Source organism: Mycobacterium sp. (assembly GCF_035314665.1).
Lineage (GTDB): Bacteria > Actinomycetota > Actinomycetes > Mycobacteriales > Mycobacteriaceae > Mycobacterium.
The window spans coordinates 1-20806 of record NZ_DATFZD010000437.1; the positions used below are offsets into that span (position 1 = coordinate 1).

The 20806-nt window shown below is 68.0% G+C and carries 18 protein-coding genes, 1 tRNA gene and 1 pseudogene; 16 read left to right on the plus strand and 4 right to left on the minus strand.

Annotation, left to right across the window (positions count from 1 at the left end):
- From VKI00_RS31760 to VKI00_RS31770, 3 genes and pseudogenes are all read left to right on the plus strand, one after another.
- A pseudogene (locus VKI00_RS31760) lies at positions 1–139 on the plus strand (ABC transporter permease); the annotation flags it as partial.
- Positions 140–183: 44 nt separating this feature from the next.
- Entirely contained in the window at positions 184–1812 is a 1629-nt protein-coding gene (locus tag VKI00_RS31765; RefSeq protein WP_324447199.1) for an ABC transporter ATP-binding protein, read from the plus strand.
- A 155-nt stretch (positions 1813–1967) separates the two neighbouring features.
- Positions 1968–2720 (plus strand): oxidoreductase, encoded by a 753-nt coding sequence (locus tag VKI00_RS31770; RefSeq protein WP_324447171.1) that lies wholly within the window; start codon positions 1968–1970, stop codon positions 2718–2720.
- A gap of 484 nt (positions 2721–3204) precedes the next feature.
- On the opposite strand, the gene VKI00_RS31775 is transcribed toward VKI00_RS31770, so the two are convergent.
- Positions 3205–4053 (minus strand): HAD-IB family hydrolase, encoded by an 849-nt coding sequence (locus VKI00_RS31775; RefSeq protein WP_324447173.1) that lies wholly within the window; start codon positions 4051–4053, stop codon positions 3205–3207.
- A 442-nt stretch (positions 4054–4495) separates the two neighbouring features.
- Between VKI00_RS31775 and ssd the strand changes: the two genes are divergently transcribed.
- The 7 genes from ssd (at position 4496) to VKI00_RS31810 (ending at position 9101) form a co-directional block, all read left to right on the plus strand.
- Complete coding sequence (gene ssd / locus VKI00_RS31780) at positions 4496–5551, plus strand: septum site-determining protein Ssd (protein WP_324447201.1); 1056 nt, start codon at positions 4496–4498, stop codon at positions 5549–5551.
- Positions 5548–6711, plus strand: coding sequence for a TadA family conjugal transfer-associated ATPase (locus tag VKI00_RS31785; RefSeq protein WP_324447175.1), 1164 nt, complete (start codon positions 5548–5550; stop codon positions 6709–6711). The genes ssd and VKI00_RS31785 overlap by 4 nt, the downstream gene beginning before the upstream one ends.
- Positions 6708–7499, plus strand: coding sequence for a type II secretion system F family protein (locus VKI00_RS31790; protein ID WP_324447177.1), 792 nt, complete (start codon positions 6708–6710; stop codon positions 7497–7499). The genes VKI00_RS31785 and VKI00_RS31790 overlap by 4 nt, the downstream gene beginning before the upstream one ends.
- Before the next feature lie 102 nt (positions 7500–7601).
- Positions 7602–8192, plus strand: coding sequence for a type II secretion system F family protein (locus VKI00_RS31795; RefSeq protein ID WP_324447179.1), 591 nt, complete (start codon positions 7602–7604; stop codon positions 8190–8192).
- Between the two features lie 42 nt (positions 8193–8234).
- Positions 8235–8441 (plus strand): DUF4244 domain-containing protein, encoded by a 207-nt coding sequence (locus VKI00_RS31800; RefSeq protein ID WP_324447181.1) that lies wholly within the window; start codon positions 8235–8237, stop codon positions 8439–8441.
- A 23-nt stretch (positions 8442–8464) separates the two neighbouring features.
- Complete coding sequence (locus VKI00_RS31805) at positions 8465–8767, plus strand: TadE family type IV pilus minor pilin (protein WP_414687349.1); 303 nt, start codon at positions 8465–8467, stop codon at positions 8765–8767.
- 31 nt (positions 8768–8798) lie between these two features.
- Positions 8799–9101, plus strand: a complete 303-nt coding sequence (locus VKI00_RS31810; protein ID WP_414687350.1) for an Rv3654c family TadE-like protein — start codon at positions 8799–8801, stop codon at positions 9099–9101.
- On the opposite strand, the gene VKI00_RS31815 is transcribed toward VKI00_RS31810, so the two are convergent.
- Both VKI00_RS31815 and VKI00_RS31820 read right to left on the minus strand, forming a co-directional pair.
- Positions 9098–10135: a PAS domain-containing protein gene (locus VKI00_RS31815; RefSeq protein WP_324447183.1), complete on the minus strand. Its 1038-nt coding sequence runs from the start codon at positions 10133–10135 to the stop codon at positions 9098–9100. The genes VKI00_RS31810 and VKI00_RS31815 overlap by 4 nt on opposite strands.
- 303 nt (positions 10136–10438) lie before the next feature.
- Positions 10439–12781, minus strand: a complete 2343-nt coding sequence (locus VKI00_RS31820) for a DEAD/DEAH box helicase (RefSeq protein ID WP_324447185.1) — start codon at positions 12779–12781, stop codon at positions 10439–10441.
- A 334-nt stretch (positions 12782–13115) separates the two neighbouring features.
- Between VKI00_RS31820 and cspA the strand changes: the two genes are divergently transcribed.
- From cspA to VKI00_RS31840, 4 genes are all read left to right on the plus strand, one after another.
- Positions 13116–13319, plus strand: coding sequence for a cold shock protein CspA (gene cspA / locus VKI00_RS31825; RefSeq protein ID WP_083088599.1), 204 nt, complete (start codon positions 13116–13118; stop codon positions 13317–13319).
- Positions 13320–13528: 209 nt separating this feature from the next.
- The gene (locus VKI00_RS31830; protein ID WP_324447191.1) at positions 13529–14107 is read left to right on the plus strand and encodes a hypothetical protein; all 579 of its coding nucleotides are present in this window, start codon (positions 13529–13531) and stop codon (positions 14105–14107) included.
- Between the two features lie 207 nt (positions 14108–14314).
- Complete coding sequence (gene topA, locus VKI00_RS31835) at positions 14315–17083, plus strand: type I DNA topoisomerase (RefSeq protein WP_324447193.1); 2769 nt, start codon at positions 14315–14317, stop codon at positions 17081–17083.
- A gap of 154 nt (positions 17084–17237) precedes the next feature.
- Positions 17238–17612 carry a hypothetical protein gene (locus VKI00_RS31840; RefSeq protein ID WP_324447195.1) on the plus strand — a complete coding sequence of 125 codons (375 nt, stop codon included), beginning with the start codon at positions 17238–17240 and terminating at the stop codon, positions 17610–17612.
- Here VKI00_RS31840 and VKI00_RS31845 read toward each other — a convergent pair.
- Positions 17609–19255: an adenylate/guanylate cyclase domain-containing protein gene (locus VKI00_RS31845; RefSeq protein WP_324447205.1), complete on the minus strand. Its 1647-nt coding sequence runs from the start codon at positions 19253–19255 to the stop codon at positions 17609–17611. The genes VKI00_RS31840 and VKI00_RS31845 overlap by 4 nt on opposite strands.
- A gap of 48 nt (positions 19256–19303) precedes the next feature.
- Here VKI00_RS31845 and VKI00_RS31850 point away from each other — a divergent pair, with 48 nt between their 5' ends.
- On the plus strand, positions 19304–20500 hold the full coding sequence (locus VKI00_RS31850) for a DNA polymerase III subunit delta' (protein WP_324447197.1): 1197 nt from the start codon (positions 19304–19306) through the stop codon (positions 20498–20500).
- 134 nt (positions 20501–20634) lie between these two features.
- Positions 20635–20707 (plus strand) — tRNA-Thr (locus VKI00_RS31855).
- Positions 20708–20806: the final 99 nt, after the last annotated feature.

Below are 20806 nucleotides of genomic sequence, written 5' to 3' on the forward strand. Positions count from 1 at the left end.
GCAGACGCGGCTGCGGGCGGGCTCGCCGATCCTTTTCTATCCCGCCGGGGCGCTTGCGCTTGCGGTGCTGGCGTTTTTGATGATGGGCGACGCGTTGCGTGACGTCCTGGAATCGACCTCACGAACGTGGCGGTCGTGACCGCCGGCGACGATGCAGAGCGCAGCGATGAGGAGGAGCGGCGCATGAGCCCGGCCGGCGGGCAGGCGCTGCTGAACGTCGCCGGCCTGGAAGTCAGGTTTGGCGACGATGCTCCCGCCGTCCGCAATGTCGAGCTGTCGGTGCGCAGCGGGCAGACCGTAGCCGTCGTCGGTGAATCGGGCTCGGGAAAGTCGACGACCGCGGCGGCGATCCTCGGACTGCTGGCACCGGGCGGACGAATCACCGCCGGTCGCATCGTGTTCGACGGCGTCGACATCGTATCGGCAGATCCGCGTCGGCTCCGCGCGATCAGGGGGACTGGTATCGGCTACGTGCCGCAGGACCCGACGACCAACCTCAACCCGGTGTGGAAGGTCGGCTTCCAGATCCGGGAGGCCCTGCGCGCCAACAACATCAGTGACACAAGGCGACGATCGCTGCAACTGCTCGACGACGTCGGGATGCCCGACCCGCCGACCCAAGTCGGACGGTATCCGCATCAGCTGTCCGGTGGGATGTGTCAGCGTGCGCTGATCGCGATCGGGCTGGCGGGCCGGCCGCGGCTGCTGATCGCCGACGAGCCGACGTCCGCACTCGACGTCACCGTGCAGCGGCAGGTGCTCGACCATCTGCAGCAGCTGGCCGCGGAACTAGGCACCGCGGTGCTGTTGATCACCCACGATCTCGCGCTGGCGGGCGAGCGGGCCGAACAGCTGGTCGTCATGCATCGCGGCCGCGTCGTAGAAACCGGTGCAGCGCAATCGATCTTGACCGACCCGCAGCATCCTTACACTCAACAATTGGTCGCCGCCGCACCGTCCATACACCCGGCGGGTAAGGCGTCGGCGCAACCGCGCACTGCCGCCGACGCCGACACGCGCGACCTCCTGGTCGCGGTCGGGCTCACCAAGACCTACCGGTCAACCCACGGAACACCATGGCGCAAAGCGGAATTCCGTGCTGTCGACGACGTGTCGTTTCGTCTGCGCAAAGCGACCACACTGGCGATTGTGGGCGAATCCGGATCGGGGAAATCCACCCTGGCCCGGATGGTGCTCGGTCTGCTTGCGCCGACCTCTGGGACGGTCACTTTCGACGGCCGCGACGTTGCCGCGCTGAACCGGCGCGAGGCCCTGGCGTTTCGCCGGCGAGTGCAGCCCGTCTTCCAAAACCCTTACAGCAGCCTGGATCCGATGTACACGGTGTTCCGTGCCATCGAGGAACCGCTGCGGATTCACCGCGTCGGTGACCGCCGCGGACGGCGCGCGAGGGTGCAAGAGTTGGTCGAACAGGTGGCGCTTCCATTGTCGGTGCTGGACAGGCGTCCCCGCGAGTTGTCGGGTGGACAGCGCCAACGCGTCGCGATCGCGCGAGCGCTGGCGTTGCGGCCCGAGGTGCTGGTCTGCGACGAGGCCGTCTCCGCACTCGACGTCCTGGTGCAGGCGCAGATACTCGAACTGCTCACCGAGCTCAAGGATGCGCTGGGCCTGAGTTATCTGTTCATCAGTCACGACTTGGCAGTCATTCGGCAGATCGCGGATGAGGTCCTGGTGATGAAGGCGGGCCGGGTAGTTGAGCACGCGTCCACCGACGAGGTGTTCACCCAGCCGAGGCACGACTACACCCGCCAACTGTTGGCGGCGATTCCCAGACCGTATGTTGACAGGTCGTGACCCGCGCCGGCGACGATGCAGAGCGAAGCGATGAGGAGGAGCGGCGCTCGTGACCCGCGCCGGCGACGATGCAGAGCGAAGCGATGAGGAGGAGCGGCGCTCGTGACCCGCGCCGGCGACGATGCAGAGCGAAGCGATGAGGAGGAGCGGCGCTCGTGACGTCTGACCCATTGGCTCGGCTGATGGAGCTGCCCGGTGTCGCCGCCGCCAGCGACCAGGCCCGCGACGTGCTCGGCCGAGCCCATCGGCATCGGGCCAACCTGCGGCGCTGGCCGGTGACGGCCGCCGAGGCGGCGCTGCGGGCGGCCAGGGCGTCGGCGGTGCTCGACGGCGGGCTGAAACTGGACGAGCAGCTGGACGTTTCCGCGGCCGGCGATCCGGTGTTCGCCGGTGCGCTGCGCGTCGCGCAGGCACTCGAAGGCGGCGAGACAACCCTGGTCGGCGTGTGGCAGCGGGCACCGCTGCAGGCGTTGGCCCGGCTGCATATGCTTGCCGCCGCTGACCTGGTCGACGAGAGCCGGTTGGGCCGGCCTCGTGCCGACGCCGATGTCGGGCCCCGTCTCGAGTTGCTGGCGAAAATCGTCACCGGCGGTACCCGGGCGTCGGCCCCGGTGATCGCCGCGGTCGCCCACGGCGAACTGCTGACCCTGGCGCCGTTTGGTAGCGCCGACGGTGTGGTGGCACGGGCGGTGTCGCGGCTCGTCACGATTGCCACCGGGCTTGACCCGCACGGGCTGGGCGTTCCGGAGGTCAGCTGGATGCGTCGCGCTGGCGAATATCGCGAGGCCGCGCGCGGCTTCGCGGCCGGGACGCCCGACGGCATGGCCACGTGGTTGGTGCTGTGTTGCCGGGCGCTGCGCGCCGGCGCGCAAGAGGCTGTGTCGATTGCCGATTCGCTTGCTGAATGAGGTTGCGGAACCGCGTCGTCATGCGCGGCCCAGCGGCCCGGACGAACCGTCCAGACGAATAAAGCGGGCGACGATCCGAAGGACTTCGGCTCGCCGCCCGCTAGCACGGAACTCGGTTACCAAGCGTGCAACTGTAGGCTGCGTGGGTGGCCTCGGCGATCTTGCGATGCTTTCGGCTGCAACCCCACCCAAGAGGCCGTCGACACCGTCTACTTTACGCAATTACGCAGGCCCGCAACACTTCTGCCATTTTCGCGGCTGTGACTCCGCGTGGGTGCCGGGAACCGTGCTGGGTTACCCGATTTCGGGAGATCGAGCCCTTCTCTTCCGGATCGATCTTGGCCTCACCGGGCTTCCGTGCCTCCTTTGTACTACGTGACTCCGGTCACAGCAAGAGTCAATTAGCTTCCAATGCCCTGACAACGCTGAACTGATATCGGCCAGTGATCCGCAGAAGTTTGCTGGAGGGCCGACGGCGACGCCGCTACAGCGAGAGCCGGCGGAGCAGCGAGTAGGTCAGCGCCCCGGCAGCCAATGCGCTGACGCCCACCGCGGCGGTCGTGGCGAGTGCGGCTCCCGACGGTGCCGGGATGCGGTCGCGCAGCGTAACCGGCCGCGAGAACGCCAGCACCGGCCAGCCGCGGGCGATCGCTTCTTTACGCAGGGCCCGATCAGGGTTGACGACACTGGGATGGCCGACGACTTCGAGCATCGGGATGTCGGTGATCGAATCGGAGTAGGCGTAGCAGTGTTCGAGCGGATACCCCTCACGCGCGGCCAACTCGCGGATCGCCTGCACCTTGCCTTCGCCGTAGCAGTAGAACCCGATGTCCCCGGTGTACTTGCCGTCCTCGACAACCATCCGGGTCGCCATCGCGTGGGTGGCGCCGAGCGCACGTGCGATCGGGGCGACCAACTCCTCGCCGGACGCCGACACCACCACGACGTCGCGGCCGCACAGCTTGTGGCTGGCGATCAGGTCCGCGGCCTCGGCGAACACCAGCGGCGTGACGATGTCGTGCAGCGTTTCGCTGACGATCGACTTGACCTGCTCGACGTCCCAGCCGGTGCACATGTTGGTCAGGTGGATGCGCATCCGGTCCATCTGATCGTGGTCGGCGCCGGATAGCAGGAACAGAAATTGGGCGTAGCTGGACTTGAGCACCGCGCGCCGGTTGATCAATCCCTGATCGAAGAAAGGTTTGCTGAATGCCAACGTGCTGGACTTGGCGATGATGGTCTTATCAAGATCGAAGAACGCCGCGGTGCGGGGGGTGGGACCGGTGCTTGTCGGTGATGTTTGCTGGTCAGCGGCCAAGTCCGGGACGGTCACCGCCCCAGCATAGGTGGATCGCGCGGCAAATCGCGAGGTGGCCCGCAAAACGCCCGGTCAGCAGGCGTTCGGTTGCTCGTTACGACCGCCCTGTCCTGGCATAACGTGACCAAATGCCATGCGCGCAACTTAATTCAGCACTTGCGCTGCGAGATGCTGTCATGTGTATAGTAAGCAGTACTCGGCTTAGCCGAGGGTGTATCAGCCCGACCCCCCGGGGCTGATACACGACGACCCTCGCCTCCTCCCCCCCTGGCGGGGGTCGTCCCTTTTCCCGGGTAAATCTCGCCGGCGGTGCAGCCGATCTTGATGAGCGCAGGCCCCGGTTTGTGCACAGACCAGTCGTTGTCCACAGATCCTTGTTCGTGACTGGCGCCACAGCGTCGAGCCCGGGCACGGTGGGGCAATGACCACCCCCACCGGCGCCCGCGGAATCCTGGCCGTGTTGGCCGAACCCGCACTGCGCGACGAGGTCGAGCGCGTCGCGGCGGCCGTCGGCATGCGCGTCGTCCACGCCGGCCACACATCACCGATCAGCAGGAAAACGTGGTCGGCGGCCGCCGCGGTGGTGCTCGACGAGGGTGCGGCGGAAGGATGCGCACGCACGGGACAGCCGCGCCGAGCACACGTGATCGTGGTGACGGGCGGCGAGCCGGCGTCGGCGACATGGGCCGCTGCCATCGAGGTCGGTGCCCGGCACGTGCTCAGGCTGCCCACCCAAGAGCGCGATCTGGTCCGCGAACTCGCCTATGCCGGCGAATTTGCGCGTGGCGACGGCGCCCACGGCGAGGTAGTCGCGGTTATCGGTGGGCGCGGCGGGGCGGGTGCGTCGCTGTTCGCCGCGGCATTGGCACAGGTGGCCCTAGACCCGTTGCTGGTCGATCTCGATCCGTGGGGCGGTGGCATCGACCTGTTGGTGGGCGGCGAAACCACCCCCGGCGTGCGCTGGCCCGACCTGGCATTGCAAGGCGGACGGCTGAACTGGTCGGCGGTGCGCGAGGCGCTTCCGCGACACCGCGGGATGTGCATGCTGTCCGGCACCCGCCGCGGATACGAATTGGACGCCGGAGCCGTGGACGCCGTCGTCGACGCCGGCCGCCGCGGCGGGGCCACCGTGGTCTGCGACCTGCCGCGTCGATTGACTGACGCTGCTCAAACTGCCTTGGATACAAGCGATCTCGTCGTCGTAGTCAGCCCGTGCGACGTGCGGGCATGTGCGGCCACGGCGACGATCGCTGCGGTGCTCACCGGCATCAATCCCAACGTCGGGCTGGTCGTGCGTGGACCGTCGCCGGGCGGCCTGCGGGCGGAGGAGGTGGCCGCGATCGCCGGCGTACCACTGCTGGCGTCGATGAAGCCGTATCCGCGGCTGGCCGAGCAGCTCGAACACGGCGGCCTGCGGTTGGGTCGGCGCTCTGCGCTGGCTGCGGCGGCTCGGCGGGTTCTGGCTTTGCTGCCTGCGCACCCGGCGGCCCGCGCGGAGAGTCGGGCGGCATGACCGGTTCCCTGATCGATCGGGTGCGTGAGCGGCTGGCGACGGAATCCGCGCCGTTGCGGCCCATGGTGGTGGCCGACGCGATCCGGGCCGAATCCGGTGGGGTGCTCGGCGACACCGAGCTGCTGAGCAACCTTCGGGTACTGCAGACCGAGCTGACCGGTGCCGGGATCCTCGAGCCATTGTTGTGCGCGGACGGCACCACCGACGTGCTGGTCACCGCACCCGACGCGGTATGGGTCGACGACGGAAACGGCCTGCGGCGCACCAACGTTCAGTTCGCCGATGAAGCCGCTGTGCGACGCTTGGCCCAGCGGCTGGCGCTGGCGGTGGGTCGTCGTCTCGACGACGCGCAGCCGTGGGTGGACGGCAAGCTGACCAGCGTGGGTGCCGGAGGCCTCGCGATCCGGCTGCATGCCGTGCTGCCGCCGGTCGCCGTCGGCGGCACCTGCTTGTCGTTGCGGGTGCTGCGGCCGGCCACTCAAGATTTGTCGGCGCTGATCGCCGCGGACGCCATCGCACCGACGGCCGCCACGCTGCTCGCCGACATCATCGCCGCCAGGTTGGCGTTTCTGGTATCCGGCGGCACCGGAGCGGGCAAAACGACACTGCTCGCGGCGATGCTGAACGCGGTGGCGCCCGACGAGCGGATCGTGTGCGTGGAGGACGCCGCGGAGCTGGCGCCGCCGCATCCGCATCTGGTCAGACTGGTTGCCCGATGCGCCAATGTCGAAGGCGTGGGCGAAGTTACGGTGCGCCAACTCGTTCGGCAGGCGCTGCGGATGCGGCCGGACCGCATCGTCGTCGGCGAGGTCCGGGGCGCCGAGGTAGTCGATCTGCTCGCGGCGCTGAACACCGGACACGACGGCGGTGCGGGCACGGTGCACGCCAACAATCCGGGCGAGGTGCCGGCTCGCTTGGAGGCGTTGGGCGCTCTCGGCGGCCTGGATCGCGCTGCGCTGCACAGTCAATTGGCCGCGGCTGTTCAGGTGCTCTTGCACGTTGCCCGCGATCGCGCCGGGCGGCGGCGACTCAGCGAAATCGCCGTGCTGCGTCAAACCGACGGAAGGGTCGGCGCGGTCACCGTGTGGCACGCCGAATGTGGGCTGACCGACGAGGCCGCCGGCTTGCGCCGGCTGTTGCAGAGCCGGACATCGAGATGACCGCATCCGTAGCAGCGCTGGCGTTGTCGGCATCGCTGCTGGTGTCGCCGTCGTCGCCACGTCGACGACTTGCCCGCACCACCCGCCGACCCCGTCGGTCGCCTGCGCGGTTCGTGGGCTGGCTCGCTGTGTGCGCTGGAGCCGCCGGTGTCGTATTGCTGCCGCTGACAACGGTTCTGGCCGCCGCGGTATTCGCCGCAACGGCAGGCCTCCGCTACCGGTGCCGTCGCCGTAGCCGTCGCGGGTTGGATGAAAGCCGCGAGCTGGAAACCGCGATCGATGTGTTGGTGGGCGAACTGCGCGTCGGTGCCCACCCGGCGCAGGCCTTCGCCGTAGCGGCGGATGAAACAGCCGGGCCGGTCGCGGACTCATGTCGTGCGGTGGCGGCCCGCGCCCGCTTGGGTGCCGACGTCACTGCCGGTTTGCGCAGCGTCGCGCAAACCTCGGCGCTGCCGGCGCAATGGGATCGGCTCGCGGTGTGCTGGCAGCTGGCGGCTGAACACGGTCTGGCGATGTCCACCCTGATGCGCGCGGCGCAACGGGATATCGTTGAGCGCCAGCGGTTCTCGGGGCAGGTGATGTCGGCAATGGCAGGCGCCCGCGCCACCGCAGCGATTCTGGCGGGCCTGCCGGTGCTCTCGGTGGCGCTTGGCCAACTCATCGGGGCGGACCCGGTGGCCTTCCTGCTGGCCGGGCATGTCGGCGGCTGGCTGCTGGTGGTCGGCGTGACGCTGGTCTGCGGCGGGTTGCTCTGGTCGGACCGCATCACCGATCGGGCGGCGTCGTGAGCCGCGCCGGCGACGATGCGGAGCGCAGCGATGAGAAGGAGCGGCGCCGATGAGCCGCGCCGGTGACGATGCAGAGCGCAGCGATGAGAAGGAGCGGCGCCCATGAGCACGGCTGCGCTGCTACTGGCCGTCGCTTTGTTGAGTGGCGCCCGGCCGTCGAGGGTGCGGGCGCGGGCCACGATGGCGGCCCGCGCGTCCGCCACAACGCGGCGACCGGCACGTGGACCGGATCCACTGGCCGTGGCCTCGAGCCTGGATGTGCTGGCGGTCTGTCTGGCGGCCGGCATGGCAGTGTCGACCGCCGCGGCAGCGACCGCGCCGTCGGCGCCTCCGCTGCTGGCCCGAGTGTTGTGTCGCGCCGCCGATTTGCTGGCGCTGGGCGCCGACCCGGGCGTCGCATGGTCGGCACCGCCGGATCTGCCGCCCGGTTCGGTCGATCCCCAGACCGATGCGTTGCTGCGGCTGGCGCGACGGTCTTCGGCCTCGGGCGTGGCGCTCGCCGAGGCAGTGGCCGCGCTTGCGACGCAGTGCCGACAGGACGCCGCACACGTGGCCGCGGCGACGGCCGAGCGGGCCGGGGTGCTGATCGCCGGTCCGCTCGGACTGTGCTTCCTGCCCGCATTCGTGTGCCTGGGCATCGTCCCGGTGGTGGCCGGACTGGCCGGTGACTTACTGCAGTCAGGCTTGCTGTGATCGCGCGGGTGAGCTCTGCGCGTAGTAACGGAGGAGGGAAATATGAAGTTAACCAACGTGTTTCGTGTGCTGCGAGCGCGTGCGACGCTGTTGGCGGTGGACGAGGCCGGGATGTCCACGGTCGAGTACGCGATCGGGACGATCGCGGCCGCGGCGTTCGCTGCGATCCTCTACACGGTCGTGACCGGCGACTCTGTCGTCTCGGCCTTGACCAACATCATCGCTCGCGCGCTCAACACCAAGGCGTAGGCGACGATGTCGGCTCGAGCACCGTGGAGGCGGCGCTGGGCGTCGTCACGCTGGTCGCGGTGCTGGTGCTATGCCTGGCCGGGATCACGGCGGTGTCGATGCAGGTCCGCTGCATCGACGCTGCCCGCGAGGCCGCGCGGTTGGCCGCGCGCGGTGATGAGCGCTCCGCGGTCAGCGCCGCCCGCGGTATCGCGCCCGGCGGCGCCCGGGTGCAGCTGCGTCGCGACGGCGAGTTCGTCGTCGCGACGGTCACCGCCCGGTCGAATCTGCTGCCCAGGCTCGGGATCAGCGCTAGCGGCGTGTCGGCGGTGGAGCCGTCGCGGTGAGCAGGGATCAGCGACCGTAGTCGCGGCCGCGATGGTGGCCGTGCTGCTGTCGGTCACCGGCGGTAGCGCGTATCTGGGCTCTGCCGTGATAGCGCGCCATCGGGCCCAGGCGGCGGCCGATCTGGCTGCGCTGGCTGGCGCGGCGCGGCTGGCGGCCGGACCCGAGACAGCGTGCGCGCAGGCGAAAGCGGTGGCCAGCGAGATGCGGGTTAGCACCACCGGCTGCGCCGTGGACGACCTGGACATCGTTGTCACGACCGAGTTGCGCCTCGCCGTCGCTCGATCGGGCAGTGCGCGGGCCGCTGCCCGCGCAGGCCCGGCCGACCGGGCTTAGTCGGCGCTTGGATCGGGATCGGACAGGCCCGCGTCCGCGAGTTCAGTTGTCGTGGGCAACCGCAACGAGACCAATCCGGCGAACGTCTCCTGCTCGACTTCCACCTGGTTGACGGTCACATGCACCGGAACCCAGCCGCCGTCCTGGCCCGGCATCCGCAATACCCCGCTGGTGGCCCCGCCGGCGAACTCCGCGGTCATCGTGGCCATCCTCGCCACGTCGCTGGGATGCATCCGCTGGGCATCGGTCTCCATACCTCGCCAGTCATAGAAGGGGCAGGGCTCGTCGAGCCATTTCAACAGGGTCCAGTTGTTCGGATCGAACAACGCCCGGTGCACACCGGGCTGGGCCAACCCGTGCAGGATCCGCTGCGCGAGCCGGTCGGACGGGTGGGCCGAGTCGGCCGGTTCGGCGCGCCAGTTCATCCCCCGCGCGATCACGTGGTCGCGGCCGTCGGGCCCCGGCTCGAGTCCGTGGCGGGCGACGAAGCTCACCCGGATGGGATTGCCTTGCCAATCGGTGCTGTCCCAGGTGTCGCACAGGGTGTGCCCGGGTTGCGACTTGACCGCCGCCGCGAGCGCTCTGCCCTCGTTGGGCTTGAGTTCACCCTTTGGCCAGCTGTCCGCGAACGCGCGACGCTCCGGGTCTTCGAGCTCGAGATTCCTGCCGGTGTTGGTCAGTGACTCCGGTGTGTCGGTGGCCACCTTGAGGGTCATGTCCCACTTCAACGGGCCCGGGATCGGCCGCTCCGGCGGTTCGGCGTCAGCGGGCCCGCTCCAGATGTGCACACCGTGCATGCGGCCGTCGGACATCAACACCGGCTCGGTGCGGATAACTCGGTTATTCTTCGGCGTGATGCTGACCAGGCTTTGGCTGGTTTGCAACGACTCCGCGATTGCGCTCTGGATGGCAGCAAGATGCGGATTTCGCCGCAGAAACGCGGTAATCGGAACGAGATTTCGCAATTGACGGCCCAGCGCTACCACAGCCGGTTCCTTGCCCAGCGTTTCCACAAGCAGCCAGTCGCGGGCCATGCTTCGCCACTTTACCGGCCTGGCAGCGCATAACTCGTTGCCGTACTGCCCAATCAGGCGAAGTTCGACCACGGTCAACCTCAGGGTGACCTTCATACATCAGCGAGCGACTTGCACAGGTCATCGCGGCCGGGTATTTTGCTGCTGCGCCCATTGGCATTGCGAACGGATTGTGCTGTCCGACCGTTCGCCGCAGCGTTTTGTCACTTCGGCCTGTGCGCGTTTCTTCAGCAGCGAGGAAATGCTTTCAGGGCTGCTGCCACAACACAGAGACGTAGATGTCGACCGTCGAGGGGTCGGTCGTCATCGCTCTGTCTCGCCCTCGTGAGCCAGCGCTGTGAGCACCAAGCGCAAGACGCGCACGGCCCCGGCTTTATCCAGTGGTTCGTTACCGCTGCCGCATTTCGGTGACTGCACGCAGGACGGGCATCCCGCCCGGCATTCACACGCCTCGATAGCGGCGGCGGTGGCGTCCAGCCAAATGCTCGCCCGGCGGAAACCCTGCTCAGCGAAGCCCGCCCCGCCCGGATAGCCGTCGTAGACGAAGACGCTCGGCAGTCCGGCGGACTCGGGGCCGACCGCGGTGGACAAGCCGCCGATGTCACCGCGGTCGCAACTGGCCACCAGGGGCAGCAGCCCGATCGCGGCGTGCTCGGCGGCATGTAACGATCCTGGGATCTGCAGCGCGTCAATCCCGTTGTGGTGCAAAGCCTCTGGCGTGATGGTGTACATCACCGCAGTGGTGGCCAGGGTGTAGGCCGGCATGTCCAGCTCGATGAAGTCGATGACCTCGCCGCTCAGCCGCCGGCGCAAATAGCCGACGACTTGACTGGTGACGCTCACCGGTACCAGGCCCAGCGTGACCGCTCCGAAGACACGCCGTTCACCCGCTCCGGTGACCGCGATGTCGGTGAGTTCCCTGGCGAACGTTGCATATCCGGGATCTTCACCGTGAACGAAGGCCATGCCCTCGTCGAAGTCCAGCGAATCGACGACATAACTCTCACCCTGATGCAGATAGACCGCCCCGGGGTGCACCGAAGCGGCGGCCTGACCGACACCGGAGGTCCCCAGCAACCGGCCGGTCTCGCTCTCCACGATGACGATCTGGCCGCCCGTCGACCCCCGAATGTCCACCACCGGATGCGGATCCACGCCCGGCGCCGGGTAGTACCTGCCGGAACGGCGTCGCAGTAGCCCGTCGTCGACCAGGCCCTCCGCGACCGCCTCGGCGCCCAACGTCCGCACCTCGGCGTCTTCCAACGGTAATTCCGTTGCGGCACACAATAATTGCGGGCCAAGAATATATGGGTTGGCCGGATCTATCACCACCCGCTCGATCGGCTTATCCAGCAGCGCGGCAGGGTGATGCACCAAATAGGTGTCCAGCGGATCGTCGCGGGCGACCAACAGGACCAGCGCGCCCTGACCACGTCGCCCGGATCGGCCGGCCTGCTGCCAAAACGACGTCACCGTTCCGGGAAAGCCGGCCAATACCACCGCGTCGAGCCCCGCGATATCGATACCCAGCTCCAGGGCGTTGGTGGTGGCGAGACCTCGCAGCCGTCCGTCAAGCAGCGCGCGTTCAAGCGCGCGGCGGTCCTCGGGCAGATAACCCGCCCGATACGACGCCACCGTCTGGGTCAGCTCTGGGGCGATGTCTTCGAGTCGTGCACGGGTTGCCACCGCGGTCAATTCGGCACCCCGACGCGACCTGACAAATGTCAGAGTGCGGGCCCCCTCGGCGACCAGGTCGGCCATCACTCGTGCCGCCTCGCTACCGGCGGATCGTCGCACCGGAGCGCCGTTTTCGCCGATGAGGTCTTCGCGCAGGGCCGGTTCCCACAGCGCGACCGTGCGGGCGCCCTGTGGTGAGGCGTCCTCGGTGATCGCTTCGACCGGCTGACCGATCAGCTCGGCGGCCGTTGCACCGGGCTCCGCTGTTGTCGCGCTGGCGAAGATCACCGTCGGCATAGCGGCCGGGTGGGCTGAGTAGCGCGCACACAGCCGCAGCAAGCGACGCAGCACCATCGCCACATTCGAGCCGAAAACACCGCGGTAGTAATGGCATTCGTCGATTACCAGGTAGCGAAGGTTGCGCAGATATACCGCCCACCGAGCATGGTTGCGCAGTAGCGCCAGGTGGACCATATCGGGGTTGGAGAACAGCCACCGGGAGCGCTCCCGGGCAAAGCGACGCACCTCGGCGGGACTGTCGCCGTCGTAGGCCGTGGGTGCGACGTCACCCAGCCGGGGTACCGCAACGGTCAGTGCGTGCGCGGCCCGCAACTGGTCGTGGCCAAGCGCTTTCGTCGGCGATACGTACAGTGCCCGGGCCCGCGGGTCGGTCGCCAGCGCGTTGAGGATCGGAAGTTGATAGACCAGCGATTTCCCCGACGCCGTGCCGGTGCTGATGACCACGTGACGGCCGGCATGCGCTAGATCTGCCGCGTCAACCTGATGCGCCCACGGCGAGCCGATGCCGCGGTCGCTGAACGCGCGCACTACGTCCGGCTCGGCCCATGCCGGCCACGGACGCGTGCGGCCGTGCCTTGACGGCAGCTCGGCGACGTGACGCAGCGGGTGTTCTCCCGGCTCGCTGCCGGCGACCGCGGCGGCGAGCAGTTCGCTGCCGAACGTCACCATGTCCGCCCTCCTGGGGTCAGTCAGTTGCCAAACACCCCTACCGGCGGCGATGCTGCGGCCAGGTGTTTTGGCTTCTCACCTGAATTGTTTACCTGGTGGTAGCTGAATTGATGACCTGAAGCTGTCGCAGACGCGACGAACATGGTTGACTGTTTGCGGTCGCAGCTTCTGTGTTCGTGTAAAACTTTCGCAGGATCGACGTTGCGGCCGCGGTTCCTGCGAGGGTGTAGGTCGGGTGAAGTTCCGGCGACTCGGCAAGGTATAGCGGTCGGAACGGGCCCGGAGCACCGAAAGGCGGTGCACCGCACCCGAGTAGTAAAGGAAAGATCAGGAAATGCCACAGGGAACTGTGAAGTGGTTCAACGCGGAGAAGGGATTCGGCTTCATCGCCCCCGAGGACGGTTCGGCCGACGTGTTTGTCCACTACACGGAGATCCAGGGAACCGGCTTCCGCACCCTCGAGGAGAACCAGAGGGTCGAATTCGAGGTCGGGCAAAGCCCCAAGGGTCCCCAGGCCACGGGCGTTCGCTCCATCTGAGCAGCCTCTAACGACAACCCCCCGCGCGGTCCGGAGTTACCGGGTTCGGTCGGGGGGTTCTCGCTGTCCGATATGGGGGGAGCCCGTCGGCTGCGCCACGGCACCAGCAAGCCGGAGCGGGGCGACCACAGCTCGAGGTGGATGAATAGCGCGGGAACCGCCGCCGCGCCATGGCGCACATCGTCATGCGGGCGCTTACTGTCGGTGACGTGAGCCAGCTGTCCTTCTTCTCGGCGGAGTCGGTGCCGCCGGCGGTCGGCGACCTCACCGGAGTGCTGGCGGCCGCGGGCCAGATCGTGACGGTCGGCGGTGGGGCCAGGCTGTCGGTGGTCGTCGATCAGCCCTGGCGGGCCGAGGCGCTGGCCGAGATGATCGACGAGGCCGGTCTGGTGGCCGAAATCACCCACACCGACGAAAACACTCCGCTGGTACGGACCGCGGTCGATCCACGGCTGCGTGCTATCGCCGACGACTGGACCCGCGGCGCGGTGAAGACCGTCCCTGCGGTCTGGTTGCCCGGGCCACGGGAGCTGCGGGCCTGGATACTGGCGGCCGGCACCCCGGAGGCCGACCGCTATCTGCTCGGTCTGGATCCGCACGCTCCGGACACCCATTCACCCCTGGCGTCGGCCCTGATGCGGGTCGGGATCGCGCCGACCTTGATCGGCACTCGCGGGGCTCGGCCGGCGCTGCGAATCAGCGGCCGGCGTAGGCTTTCGCGCCTGGTAGAAAGCGTCGGGGAACCGCCCAACGCTATCGAGGCGTTGCCTTACTGGCCGCATAATTAGCGGTGATTGGACCGGCCGTAAACGGGGGGTCGGTTTGCGTCGGCCCATCCCGGGTGCCACATTGTCAGGTGTTCGCAGGGCCCGCGGGCGCCGCAGAACCTGAATTTCAGGAGTCGGCTGGTCGCTGGACCTGCGCCAGCGGGACTGGCTCGAGTCTACAGACGGCTAGGGCCGAAGAAGAGAAGTGGAAAGTGAGCGTAAACGCAGGTGGCTGACGCCGACCGTAATGGACGCACGCGGCGACTCGTCATTGTCGAGTCGCCGACCAAGGCGCGCAAATTGGCCGGCTACCTGGGCGCGAACTACATCGTTGAGTCCTCTCGGGGGCACATCCGTGACCTGCCGCGAGCGGCTGCTGACGTACCCGCGAAGTACAAATCACAGCCGTGGGCCCGGCTCGGGGTGAACGTCGACGCCGACTTCGAGCCGCTCTACATCATCAGCCCGGACAAGAAGAGCACGGTCACCGAACTCAAGGGCCTGCTCAAAGACGTCGACGAGCTCTATCTGGCCACTGACGGTGACCGCGAGGGCGAAGCGATTGCCTGGCATCTGCTGGAGACGCTGAAACCCAACATCCCGGTCAAGCGGATGGTCTTCCATGAGATCACCGAACCGGCGATCCTGGAAGCCGCCGAGAACCCGCGCGACCTGGACATTGACCTGGTCGACGCCCAGGAGACCCGCCGTATCCTGGACCGGCTGTACGGCTACGAGGTCAGCCCAGTGCTGTGGAAGAAGGTCGCGCCCAAGCTGTCGGCGGGCCGGGTCCAGTCGGTAGCCACCCGCATCATCGTGCAGCGCGAGCGCGATCGCATGGCGTTCCGCAGCGCCGCCTACTGGGACGTGGTCGCCGAGCTGGACGCCAGCGTGTCCGACCCGAAAGCCCAGCCGCCCACCTTCACCGCGCGGCTCACCAACGTCGACGGCCTACGGGTGGCGACCGGACGCGACTTCGACTCGCTCGGCACGGTGCGCAAGCCCGACGAGGTTGTGGTCCTCGACGAGTCGCGTGCCAATGAGCTGGCCACGGGTCTGCGCGGCGCGCAGCTGTCGGTGGCCTCGGTGGAGGAGAAGCCCTACACCCGGCGCCCCTATGCGCCCTTCATGACCTCGACGCTGCAGCAAGAGGCCGGCCGCAAGCTGCGGTTCTCCTCCGAGCGGACGATGAGCATCGCGCAGCGCCTCTACGAAAACGGCTACATCACTTATATGCGTACCGACTCGACCACGCTGTCGCAGTCGGCGATCAATGCCGCGCGCACCCAGGCCCGCCAGCTGTACGGCGAGGAGTACGTCTACCCGTCGCCGCGCCAGTACACCCGCAAGGTGAAAAACGCGCAGGAAGCGCACGAGGCGATCCGGCCGGCCGGTGACACGTTCGCCACCCCGGACGCGGTGCGCCGCGAACTCGACGGCGACGACTTCCGGCTCTACGAGCTGATCTGGCAACGCACGGTGGCCTCGCAAATGGCCGATGCCCGGGGCACGACGCTGAGCCTGCGGATCGCCGGGCAATCCGGAAGCCAGCAGGTGGTGTTCTCTGCCAGCGGGCGCACGATCACCTTCGCGGGCTTCCTCAAGGCCTACGTGGAAACCGTGGACGAACTGGCCGGCGGCGAAGCGGATGACGCCGAGAGCAGGCTGCCGCAGCTCACCGAGGGGCAGCGGCTGGACGCCACCGAGCTCACCCCCGACGGCCACTCGACCAACCCGCCTGCGCGCTACACCGAGGCGTCGCTGGTGAAGGCGCTCGAAGAGCTCGGCATCGGACGCCCGTCGACCTATTCGTCGATCATCAAAACCATCCAGGACCGCGGCTACGTGCACAAGAAGGGCAGCGCGCTGGTGCCGTCGTGGGTGGCATTCGCCGTCACCGGGTTGTTGGAGCAGCATTTCGGTCGGCTGGTCGACTACGGATTCACCGCCGCGATGGAAGACGAACTCGACGAGATCGCGTCGGGCAACGAGCATCGCACCAACTGGCTCAACAACTTCTACTTCGGCGGCGACCACGGTGTGGCCGACTCGGTGGCGCGGTCGGGCGGCCTGAAAAAGCTGGTCGGGATCAACCTCGAGGGGATCGACGCCCGAGAAGTCAACTCCATCAAGCTCTTCGACGACGCCGAAGGACGCACCATCTATGTGCGGGTGGGCAAGAACGGGCCCTACCTGGAACGGATGGTGCTCGGTGACGACGGCGAGCTGAAACCGCAGCGGGCCAACCTCAACGACACACTCACCCCCGACGAGCTGACGTTGGAAGTGGCCGAACAGCTTTTCGCCACGCCCCAGGAGGGCCGGACCCTCGGTGTGGACCCGGAGACCGGTCACGAGATCGTCGCCAAGGACGGTCGCTACGGGCCATATGTCACCGAGGTGCTGCCGGAGCCCCCCGATGACCCCGACGGTGTCACGGCCAAGAAGGGCAAGAAACCCACCGGCCCCAAACCGCGCACGGGTTCGCTGCTGCGCAGTATGGATTTGCAGACCGTCACGCTGGACGATGCGCTGAAGCTGCTGTCGCTGCCGCGCGTCGTCGGCGTCGACCCCGACTCCAATGAGGAGATCACCGCGCAGAACGGGCGTTATGGCCCATACCTCAAGCGCGGCAGCGACTCTCGCTCGTTGGCCACCGAAGACCAGATGTTCGACATCACTCTCGGGGAAGCGCTGAAGCTCTACGCGGAGCCGAAACGTCGTGGTCGGCAGGGTGCCGCGGCCCCGCCGCTACGCGAGCTGGGCAATGACTCGGCGTCGGGCAAACCGATGGTGATCAAGGACGGTCGGTTCGGCCCGTATGTCACCGACGGCGAGACCAACGCGAGTTTGCGCAAAGGCGACGACGTGTTGTCGATCACCGACGAGCGCGCCGCGGAACTGCTCGCCGACCGGCGGGCCCGCGGCCCCGTGAAGCGGACCGCCAAAAAGGCCGCGGGCAAAAAGCCGGCGAAGAAAGCCGCCAAGCGGACCTGACCGTCGTCGCTTTGAGCGGGAAAAGCCCGAGCTCAGAGCTCCTTAGATTTCTTTTTCCATCTTCTTGCCAAAAGAGTGGTGATTCTCAGCCTGTTCTCAGGTACAGTTACCTACGTCCGCTGTGAAACGGTCACGGTGGCGCGTAGGGAGAGACATGCGGACCGCTATCCGACACTGCATCACCGCTGGTGTTGCGCTCGGTGGCCTCAGCGTGATCATCGCCGCCCCCGCGGCGCCGCCGCTACGCGACATCCAGGTGCCCGCGGTGCAACTCTCTGGGAACACGCACGAGAATCCGGATGTGAACAGCCCCTCCGTTGCTGACTTGTTGCAGGTCATGTACGGATTGGAGACTCCGGTTGTGGTGCAGAACATCACCGAGTCCGATGCCGGAGTCCTCAGCGGCGACCAGCCGTCCAGCGTGCCGGGCCTTAGCGACCTGTTGAACCTCGGTGGCGACCCGGCCACGGGCCCGGCGCCGAGCGACCTGACCACGGTGCCGTCCAGCCCCCCGCCGCCAGTCGGCTAGCTGCCAATTTCGCTTGACACCTCTTTCGACGCGGCCAGGTTCAGCGGCCGGGCTAGTTGAGTCGGGGCATTGCGTCCACGCAGCGCGACGACTTCGGCGACATCCCAGCACAGCGCTTCGGCGTCAAGGGCGCCGCTGACCGCGACGGCCGACGCCAGCACGTGGCCGGCTTCAAGCTTGGCCAGCTCGGTGAGGCGTGCGGCCTCGTTGACCGGGTCACCGATCACCGTGTACTCGAAACGAGCCTGTGCGCCGATGTGGCCGGCGATGGCGCGCCCGGAGGACACCCCGATACCGAATTCCGCGGAGCCGATCACCGGGAGCAGCTCGTCGTGCAGCTCACGCGCCGCAGCCAGCGCGCCGCCGGACGCGTCGGGGTGTTCGATCGGTGCGCCGAAGATGGCCAGCGCGGCATCACCCTGGAATTTGTTGACGAATCCGCCGTGCCGGCCCACCGTGTCGACGACCACCCGGAAGAACTCGTTGAGCAGCAGCACCACCTCCGCGGGTGGTCGCGTCGCCGCGAGCTCGGTGGAGCCGACCAGGTCGACGAATAGCACCGCGACATCGCGCTCCTGACCGCCCAACTCGGCGCCGCGCTCCAAGGCGCGTCGGGCGACGTCCTCACCCACGTAGCGGCCGAACAGGTCGCGCAGCCGTTGTCGTTCGGACAGGTCGCGCACCATGTCGTTGAAGCCGGCCTGCAGCAGGCCGAGCTCGCTGGCGTCGTAGATCTGCATGTGCGCGTTGTAATTACCGCGCTGTACCTCGCCGAGCGCCCAGCGCAGCTGGCGCAGCGGGTCGGCGATCGACATGGCCACCAGCAGCGTGCTGGCCAGCCCGATGCCCAACGCCAGCAATGCCAGCAGCAGGATCGGGTTCAACAGCTTCTCCGGCGGCCCGTGCAGGTACGACGCCTTGTCGGCGACCACGGTCAGCACGATCGTCAGCAGCGGCACCCCGGTGGACAGCGCCCAGGCCAGCATCTGGCGCCCGATGACACCCGATGCCCGGATGTTCTCCGGCAGCCCGCCCCGCAGCGCGGCAACGGCCACCGGGCGCAGCACCCGCTCGGACTGCAGATAGCCGATGATGGCGGTGGCGGTGGCGCCCAGGGCGATGGCGACGGCCACCACCGGCGCGGCATGGCTGGCCACCGGCCAGCTGGCGATGATGAAGACCGTGCCGCCGATGCACCAGGACGCCAGGTTGATCACCGTGCGGTAGAACGGCGTTCGCAGCGCGCGGCTGCGGGCCAGCTCGGTGGCGGCGGGGTCGGTGTCGGTGAGCAGACTGTCGCGGCGTTGCCACCGGAACACCGGCACCAGCAAACGCGCGCTGATCGCGGTTCCGACGAGGAACAGCACGACGATTGACGCGGTTAAGGTAACCAGGTTGAGGGCCGGTAGTTTTTGCAGCTCGATGCGATCTTCGGGTGGCAGACCGTAGCGCAGGAAGCCCAGCACCAGCAGTGCGCCGATGATGTCGGCCTGCAGCTGGCTCAGCGTAAAAACCGGCCACGGCGTGCGGACAAACCACTGGACGAATCCGCTGATCCGCCGAGGAAGTTCCGCCGCCCTGCTCACCAACCCACCGTATCGGTCGTCAGCGACGAAAAAGTAGCCGAAACGTTCCGTGTACAGCCGGTTACGTTGCGGAGTTGTCAGCGGTCATCAGTACTGTTGCCGGTGATGTCGCGGGTATTCACACGGCTGGTTGGCCAGGAGTCCGTCGAAGCCGACCTGGTGGCCGCCGCTTCGGCGGCCCGCGGTGATTCGGCTCACACCGCGGCGATGACGCACGCCTGGTTGATCACCGGTCCACCGGGCTCGGGGCGCTCGATCGCGGCGCTGTGCTTTGCGGCCGCGTTGCAGTGCACGTCCGATGGGGTGCCCGGCTGCGGAGAATGCCGCGCCTGCACGACGACGATGGCCGGCACGCATGCGGACGTCCGCCGGATCATCCCCGAAGGACTGTCCATCGGCGTCGACGAGATGCGGGCGATCGTCCAGATCGCGTCCCGCCGGCCGAGCACGGGCCGCTGGCAGATCGTGCTGATCGAGGACGCCGACCGGCTGACCGAAGGCGCGGCGAATGCCTTGCTCAAAGTTGTTGAGGAGCCGCCGCCGTCGACGGTGTTTCTGCTGTGCGCGCCGTCGGTGGATCCCGAAGATATTGCGCTCACGCTGCGGTCCCGCTGCCGGCATATCGCGCTGGTGACGCCGTCTCCCGATGCCATCGCCCAGGTCCTGATCGAGGGCGACGATCTGACGGCCGAGACCGCGAACTGGGCGGCGTCGGTCAGCGGCGGCCATGTGGGCCGGGCGCGGCGGCTGGCCACCGACCCGGAGGCGCGCGAGCGGCGGCTGCAGGCGTTAGGGCTGGCCCGCGACGCGGCCACCCGATCGAAGGCGTACGGCGCCGCCGAGGCTCTGGTCGCCGCCGCCGAGGCCGAGGCGGCGGCGCTGACCGCCGGGCGCGACGAGGCCGAAACCGAGGAGCTGCGCACCGCGCTGGGCGCCGGAGGCACCGGCAAGGGCACTGCCGGCGCGTTGCGCGGTGCCACCGGCGCGATCAAAGACCTTGAGCGACGGCAGAAGTCGCGTCAGACCCGGGCGTCGCGAGATGCCCTGGACCGCGCGTTGATCGACCTGGCGACCTACTTCCGGGACGCGCTGCTGGTGGCCGCCGACGCCGGCGCCGTGCGGCGCAACCACCCCGACATGGCAGAGCCCATCGCGGCGATGGCCGCCCACGTCACACCGGAGCGGTTGCTGCGCTGCATCGAATCCGTGCTGGAGTGCCGTGAAGCGCTGGCGGTCAACGTCAAACCCAAATTCGCCGTCGACGCCATGGTCGCCACGATCGGTCAGGCGCTGCGCGACTGACGCTTGATTGCCCGACTCTCCCCTGCAAGCGGGAGGAGCCCCCACCTCATCGCGCTGCGCGCTGTGGATCGTCGCCGGGCGAACTTGGGTGGGCAAGCGGCCCTGCCGTAGACTCGTCCCGCCCCGGAGGGCACGCCACCTTAGCTCAGTCGGTAGAGCGGCTCACTCGTAATGAGCAGGTCAGGAGTTCGATTCTCCTAGGTGGCTCAGCATTTGCGTCGAGCGTCACGCTAGCGCGACGCTCGTAGGCGACGGCCACCCCAGCGTGACGTTCGCGGTTCTGGCTCAACGCGGCAGCGCATATCC